Source organism: Acinetobacter sp. AOR34_HL (genome assembly GCF_027854795.1).
Taxonomy (GTDB): domain Bacteria; phylum Pseudomonadota; class Gammaproteobacteria; order Pseudomonadales; family Moraxellaceae; genus Acinetobacter; species Acinetobacter junii.
Map to the genome: position 1 here is coordinate 166330 of NZ_JAKTID010000085.1, position 7468 is coordinate 173797.

The following is a 7468-nucleotide window of genomic DNA, read 5'->3' on the forward strand; positions in this document are numbered from 1 at the left end:
ATGAGGTTAGAAGAATGAGAGCTAGAACATTACTTCAACATCGGTTTTAAGAAACGTCCTGTATGTGAAATATCAACTTCAGCAACTTGCTCAGGCGTGCCTTCAGCGATAATTTGACCACCACCAGAACCACCTTCAGGGCCAAGATCAATCACCCAATCGGCAGTTTTGATCACATCTAAATTATGCTCAATCACCACAATGGTATTACCCTTATTACGTAGCTCATGCAAGATATCGAGTAACTTGGCAATATCATGGAAATGTAAACCTGTGGTTGGCTCATCTAGGATATATAAGGTTTTACCCGTATCACGTTTTGCTAACTCACGCGCTAATTTCACGCGTTGGGCCTCACCACCTGAAAGGGTTGTTGCTGCCTGTCCCAAACGAATATAACCCAGTCCTACTTGAGTCAGTGTTTCTAGACGACGATGAATCACAGGAATTGCACTAAAGAATTCGGCTGCATCTTCTACCGTCATTTCTAACACATCAGAAATATTCTTACCTTTATAGCCTACTTCCAGTGTTTCACGATTATAACGCTTGCCATGACAGGCATCACAAGGCACATACATATCAGGCAGGAAATGCATCGCGACCTTGATCATGCCATCGCCTTCACATGCCTCACAGCGCCCGCCTTTTACGTTAAACGAGAAACGACCTGCGCTATAACCACGTGCTTTTGCTTCAGGGGTTTGTGCAAATAACTCACGAATTGGGGTAAATAACCCTGTATAAGTTGCAGGATTCGAACGTGGCGTACGACCAATTGGACTTTGGTCAATATCGACCACTTTATCCAAGTGTTGTAAACCATCAATTGAATCAAACTTTTCTGCGGTAAGAGTGGTTGCACCATTGAGTTGAGTGGCTGCTAAAGGTAATAAAGTGCGGTTAATTAAGGTTGATTTTCCTGAACCTGAAACGCCGGTGACACAGGTCATAATGCCTAAAGGAATGGTTAAATCGACATTTCTAAGATTATGTCCGCTTGCGCCTGAAAGCTTAATCACTTCATCAGGACGTGGTGATTGGGTACGTTGTTTTGGCACTGCAATTTTTAATTTGCCTGAAAGATATTGACCTGTAAGCGAATCGGCATGGTTCGCCAATTCGTCATAAGTTCCTTCAGCAATGATCGCACCACCGTGAATCCCTGCACCTGGTCCGATATCAATGATATGGTCCGCAGCACGAATCGCATCTTCATCATGCTCAACGACGAGCACGGTGTTGCCCAAATCACGTAAACGAATGAGCGTTTGTAATAAGCGATCATTATCACGTTGGTGTAGACCAATCGATGGTTCATCAAGCACATACATCACACCCATCAAGCCTGCACCGATTTGCGAAGCGAGACGAATACGCTGTGCCTCACCCCCTGAAAGGGTTTCAGCCGAACGTGCTAGGCTTAAATAATTGAGTCCAACACTCACCAAAAAGTGTAAACGTTCACGAATTTCTTTAAAAATTTTATCGGCGATTTCGCCTTTAGCACCCTCGAGATTGAGGTCTTGATAATAACTTTCTGCATCACCAATCGACATCTTGGTGATTTCAGCAATGGTTTTGTCTTTAACACGAACATGACGCGAGATTTCATTGAGACGAGAACCACCACACGCATCACAAGCAGCATTAGATAAGTATTGGGCTAAGTCATCTCGGACATAATTCGATTCCGTTTCACGATAGCGACGTTCCAAATGTGGCAAGATTCCTTCAAAAGGTTGCACACGATTATGTTTACGACCACGTTCATCAATATAACTGAGGTCGATTTTTTCTTTGCCTGTACCTTGTAAGAATTTCTTTTGTGTCTCTTTATCCAGTTGATTCCACGGGGTATCGAGTGGAATATCAAAATGATCTGCGACTTTTTGAAGCATCGTATAGTAATACGGACGCTGTCTGTCCCAACCACGAATTGCACCTTGGCTGATCGATACTTCTGGGTTTGGAATAAGTTTGTCGGCGCTGAAATGACTACGCGTCCCTAAACCATCGCAGACAGGGCAAGCACCAAAAGGATTGTTAAATGAGAACAAACGAGGCTCGAGTTCAGCAACCGCACGGTCACATTCAGGACAAGAGTGTTTCGCTGAAAAGACACGTTCAGGGTGTTCACCATTCAGCCACGATAAAATTGCAATATCGCCACCTAAACGTAAGGCAGTTTCAAAGGATTCAGCAATTCGATTGCCAAGATCATCGCGGACTTTGAAACGGTCGACGACGACTTCGATGGTATGTTTTTTCTTTTTGTCTAATTCAGGTGGGGTATCAATATCAATAATTTCGCCATCGACACGCGCACGCACAAAGCCTTGGCTTTGTAATTGTTCAAATAAGTTACTGTATTCGCCTTTGCGCTCACGGACCACAGGTGCCAGCAACATCAGTGCCGTACCTTCTTCAAGCGATTTTACTGCATCGACCATTTCCGAAACGGTTTGTGCGACCATCGGTAAGTCATGTTCTGGACAATAGGGTGTACCCACACGCGCATAGAGCAGTCGTAAATAGTCATAAATTTCGGTAATTGTTCCAACTGTTGAACGCGGGTTATGGCTCGTTGATTTTTGCTCGATCGCGATCGCAGGGGATAAACCTTCGATTGAATCAACTTCAGGTTTTTCCATTTGCGAAAGGAATTGTCGTGCATAAGCCGAAAGTGATTCAACATAACGGCGCTGACCCTCAGCATATAAGGTATCAAATGCCAACGATGATTTCCCTGAACCTGAAAGCCCTGTGATCACCACAAATTTGTCACGTGGAATATCGAGTGACACATTCTTTAAATTATGGGTACGTGCGCCTCGAATACGGATATGACTTTGGCTCATGAAAACATCTCAATAATATGCAATAGAAGATCAAAAGACGTTGAACATTGATGGGGTGCATCATCAATTATTTAATTTGAATGTCTTGAGAGAAAGTTCAGTACCAATCAATTTAAAATAATTGCAGAGCAGCATCGTGCTGTTTAACAGGTCTTATATGATAGCGCCTTAAAATTGTTCAAGTGGTATAAAAATATTTAAAACGACAAATTGTGACGGTCAGACCACTTTTTCAAACATAATCAGTCTCAAACCGAGTTGTATTTTTATCATTCCTTTTCTCATTTTACTACTGTAAAGCTGTTGCTAAATAAAAAATACATAACTTTACTAGACGACTGGTCTAATATTTATTTATAGTGTGAACATGAAACGATCAATGAAAAGTGAAGCAACCCGAAAACACATCTTGGATACCAGTTTTGAATTGGTATTGCATAAAGGTTTTGTTGGGGTTGGCTTACAAGAAATTTTGAAAGCCTGTGACGTACCCAAAGGTTCGTTCTATCACTATTTTGCGTCTAAAGAGGCCTTTGGTTGTGCTTTATTAGAGCAGTACATGGCTGACTATAAAGTACGTGTCGAACAGCTGTGGCAGCACACTGAACAAAGTGCTTATGCACGTTTGATGGCGTTGTGGCAGGCGTGGATTGACGATCCAATTTACGGTAGTTGGGCAGAAAACTGCTTAATTGTGAAACTCGCGGCTGAAGTCTCTGATTTATCAGAAGACATGCGACAAATTTTGAATTTAGGTGTGCATCGACTCACGCAACGCATAGCGCTGCTATTACAAGAAGGGCAGCAGCAAGGTTCGATTCCAACACATCTTGACCCATTTAAAACAGCTCAAGTGTTGTATCAGCTTTGGTTGGGTGCGGCTTTGATGACCAAATTGGCACAAGACAAAGCTCCATTGCATCTCGCTTTTGATACTACGAAACAGCTGTTACAACCGATACAGGAATAAATCATGCAAAGTGTTATCCACTACCAATTTGGCGAACCCGTAGATGTTTTAGAAGTAGCGGATATGCCTCAACCAGAGCCTAAAGCAGGTGAAGTGCGTATCAAGACCATTATGTCTCCAATCCATAATCATGATGTATGGACGGTGAGGGGGAGTTATGGCTATAAGCCAACTTTACCTGCAATTGGTGGTAGTGAAGCGGTAGGTATCGTCGATGCTGTAGGTGAAGGTGTCGATGAAAGTAAATTAGGGCAACGGGTTGCAGTCGCTGGGGTACATGGCAGTTGGGCAGAATATTTTATTGCTCCTGCGCAAAGCATCATTCCTTTAAATGATGCGATTGATGATGAAACAGCAGCTCAATTGATTGGTATGCCGATTAGTGCATTGATGTTATTGGACTTTGTAAATGTTCAAGCAGGTCAATGGCTGATTCAGAACACAGCGAATGGTGCGGTGGGGAAAACCGTTGCCATGATTGCTCAAGCGCGTGGTTTGCAAGTGATTAATCTCGTGCGTCGTACTGATGCGATTGCTGAAATGCAGGCTTTAGGTATTCAACACGTAGTTGCGACTGATCAGGCGGATTGGAAGCAACAAGTGAAAGCCATTCATGCTGATCAGCCATTAATTGCAGGTGTGGATTCAATTGGTGGAGCGGCGAGTGGTGAAATGCTGAATCTACTAAGTGAAAATAGCTTATTAGTTTCATTTGGCAGCATGACGGGTGAAACCATGCAGATTTCATCGGGTGATTTGATTTTTAAACAGGCCACAGTGAAAGGCTTTTGGGCAAGTATAGTCAATAAAGAAATGCCAGCAGAGCGTAAAAAAGCGTTATTTGTCGAGCTACTTACACTTGCGACCCAGAAAAAACTGGTTCTACCTGTAGAAGGCATTTTCAGTTTTGATGACATTAAAACTGCTGTACTGAAAGCGACTCAGGGAGCACGTCAGGGTAAAGTGTTGTTAAAAGCTTAATTTTGAAAATTGCATGACCAGTCGTGAGGCTGGTCTACTGATATTGAGTCATACAATAAAAAGGAAAATGAGATGATCGGACAACTGCTCGTAGGATTAATTGCTGTCTTGCATGTTTATATCTTGGTATTGGAAATGTTTTTATGGGATAAACCAGCAGGTTTAAAAGCATTTGCGAATACACCTGAAAAAGCCCAGCTCACCAAAGTTTTAGCGCAAAACCAAGGTCTTTATAATGGTTTTCTTGCAGCAGGCTTATTCTGGTCGTTAATTGCACCTGAAACCTATGCTGTGGCTTTGGCGAATTTCTTTTTAGGTTGTGTATTGATTGCAGGTATTTATGGTGGTTTGACGGCGAGCAAAAAAATTATTTATATCCAATCTGTACCCGCATTGATAGCCTTAATTGCCGTTAACTTTTTTTAAGTAATAAAGGTATTCACTCGATCTGATTTATGTTTTAATGCAGCCAGTTTGAGATGAGCCTCATACAGTATATCGGACGATACGATATACGACTAAGCCCCTTTATGGGGCTTTTTTATGTCTAAAAGAATGTCATGTTTAATTATTTATGGGATTAAGCGTGATCTAACCCTAACCATTGGCGTTGCTGATAAGCGCTATCCCAAAATAACCACTCCAGCTTTGCACCCATCGTATATGCTGCGTGCATTTTTGCTAAAGTATCTTCATCGCAACGCGCTGCTACTTTATCAATCGTTGCAATCACATTGTTTACCGCTGTATTAAATTCTTCACCTGCATAGGTATCAATCCATGCTTGGTAACGGTTATTGTCAGCAGATTGGTGAATAATTGATTTCCCGACTTCTGCATAAATCCAAAAACATGGAAGCAATGCCGCTAAAATCACAGGATAACTCTCTGACCAAGCTGTAGCCGTTAGAAAAGATGTGTAGTGATGACAGGCAAGGGTGAGCGGGGTATTTTCAAACTCAGTTTTGCTGATGGAAAACTCTTGCATGAAATCACTGTGCAGACTACGTTCAACGATGATTGCAATTTTTGCAGCTTCAGAAAATTGAATCACATCATCCGCTTCATAAGCTTTAGCAGCAGCAACTGCAAGCGCACGACCATAAGCCAATAGATAGTGCGCATCTTGAATCACATAATGACAAAAGACTTGAGGGTCCAATGTTCCTGCTGCAAGTTCTTGGTTGAATGGAAGTGCGAGGATTTTTTGATAAAGGTCGATGTTGCGCTGCCAGACATCCTGAGAAAAAGTCATAAATTGAACCTGTAAAAACAATAAGTCTAAGATTTTATTCAAACTATATCAGAACTTAGCTTTGATCGTATTTGATCTCAAAATAAGTCCAACAATCTTTTCTGTCTTTCGGTCAAAACTCGCCTACAATAGTCACATTTTTCTACCCAAACGATTTCGAATAAAAGGTTGCTCATGAAGCATTTTCGTTTCTCAATTTTCTTTACAGTAGTGTGTTTAGCACTATCTGCTTACTGGGGCTATACGCATGGTCCAGAAGCAGGTATTGCAACAATGCTGAAAGCATTAACTATTACTGCTATTTTGGCAGTGATGGAAGTCTCTCTCTCTTTTGATAACGCCGTGGTCAACGCATCAGTACTCCGTAATTGGGATCATTTCTGGAAAATGATCTTTTTAACGGTGGGTATTTTAATTGCCGTATTTGGTATGCGCTTGGTTTTCCCTGTCGTGATTGTTGCTGTCACAGCAGATATGGGCATGATGGAAGTCGTAAAATTGGCACTTAACGATCCGAAGTCTTATTCAGCTCGTTTGATGGAACATCATGCAGAAATTGCAGCCTTTGGTGGTACTTTCTTATTGATGGTGTTCTTGAATTTCTTCTTCGATGATGAAAAGGAAACTCATTGGTTCCGTTGGATCGAATCTAAACTCTCACATCTTGCAAGTGTTCCTGCGATGTCTGTTTTCATTGCTTTGGTTGCGATGTTAATCATGGCGGCGAATGTTGAGGAAAGCAAACGTCTGGTAGTGACGATGGCTGGAATCTGGGGGATTGTGGTTTATATCGGTGTGCAAGTTCTCAGTCATTTATTGGGTGGTGAACCTGAAATTGATGAACACGGTAATGCCGTAATGCATGATGGCAATGGGGCTGCATCAGGTGTTGTCAAAGCAGGTTTTGGTGGTTTCTTATATCTTGAAGTCCTAGATGCATCGTTCAGTTTTGATGGTGTTATTGGCGCATTTGCGATTACCAGTGATGTTGTGATCATTATGTTGGGTCTTGCGATTGGTGCGATCTTCGTCCGTTCGATGACGATCTATCTGGTTGAGAAAGGCACTTTAGATGCTTACATCTTCCTTGAACATGGTGCGCACTATGCGATTGGTGCATTGGCATTCATTATGATTGCTAGTGGTACAGGTTTACATGTACCTGAAGTGGTGACTGGTTTGATTGGTGTCGCATTTATTGTTTGGGCGGTAATTGCCTCGATCCAATACAGTAAACGACAGAAGCTAAGCTCTTAAGATTAGTTTCAGTTTGATCACTTAAGATCTTTTAAAGGGACGGTAACGTCCACTACTGTCCCATAGTTTGCTTTAAATAAAAAAACCTGAGTCTAAATAGTTAAAATATGAGTGCAAACAAACACTTTAACTATAAAGGACTCA

General features: G+C 41.9%; 6 protein-coding genes. 4 read left to right on the top strand and 2 right to left on the bottom strand.

The genetic code is table 11. From position 1 onward, the window contains the following. Window positions 1-29: 29 nt before the first annotated feature. On the bottom strand, window positions 30-2861 hold the full coding sequence (gene uvrA / locus MKL32_RS15465; RefSeq protein WP_270900732.1) for an excinuclease ABC subunit UvrA: 2832 nt from the start codon (window positions 2859-2861) through the stop codon (window positions 30-32). 367 nt (window positions 2862-3228) lie between these two features. Between uvrA and MKL32_RS15470 the strand changes: the two genes are divergently transcribed. The 3 genes from MKL32_RS15470 to MKL32_RS15480 all read left to right on the top strand — a co-directional run bounded on the left by MKL32_RS15470 (window position 3229) and on the right by MKL32_RS15480 (window position 5238). Further along, a complete protein-coding gene (locus tag MKL32_RS15470; RefSeq protein ID WP_151834613.1) occupies window positions 3229-3831 on the top strand; it encodes a TetR/AcrR family transcriptional regulator in 603 nt (200 codons plus the stop codon). A 3-nt stretch (window positions 3832-3834) separates the two neighbouring features. Continuing rightward, window positions 3835-4812, top strand: coding sequence for a zinc-binding dehydrogenase (locus tag MKL32_RS15475; protein ID WP_151790391.1), 978 nt, complete (start codon window positions 3835-3837; stop codon window positions 4810-4812). 72 nt (window positions 4813-4884) lie between these two features. Beyond that, the gene (locus tag MKL32_RS15480) at window positions 4885-5238 is read left to right on the top strand and encodes a DUF1304 domain-containing protein (protein WP_004951378.1); all 354 of its coding nucleotides are present in this window, start codon (window positions 4885-4887) and stop codon (window positions 5236-5238) included. Window positions 5239-5392: 154 nt separating this feature from the next. Here MKL32_RS15480 and tenA read toward each other — a convergent pair whose 3' ends face one another. Further along, complete coding sequence (gene tenA, locus MKL32_RS15485) at window positions 5393-6067, bottom strand: thiaminase II (RefSeq protein WP_151790393.1); 675 nt, start codon at window positions 6065-6067, stop codon at window positions 5393-5395. Window positions 6068-6241: 174 nt separating this feature from the next. On the opposite strand from tenA, the gene MKL32_RS15490 reads away from it, so the two are divergent. Next, entirely contained in the window at window positions 6242-7324 is a 1083-nt protein-coding gene (locus MKL32_RS15490) for a DUF475 domain-containing protein (protein ID WP_004909842.1), read from the top strand. The last annotated feature ends 144 nt before the right edge of the window (window positions 7325-7468 follow it).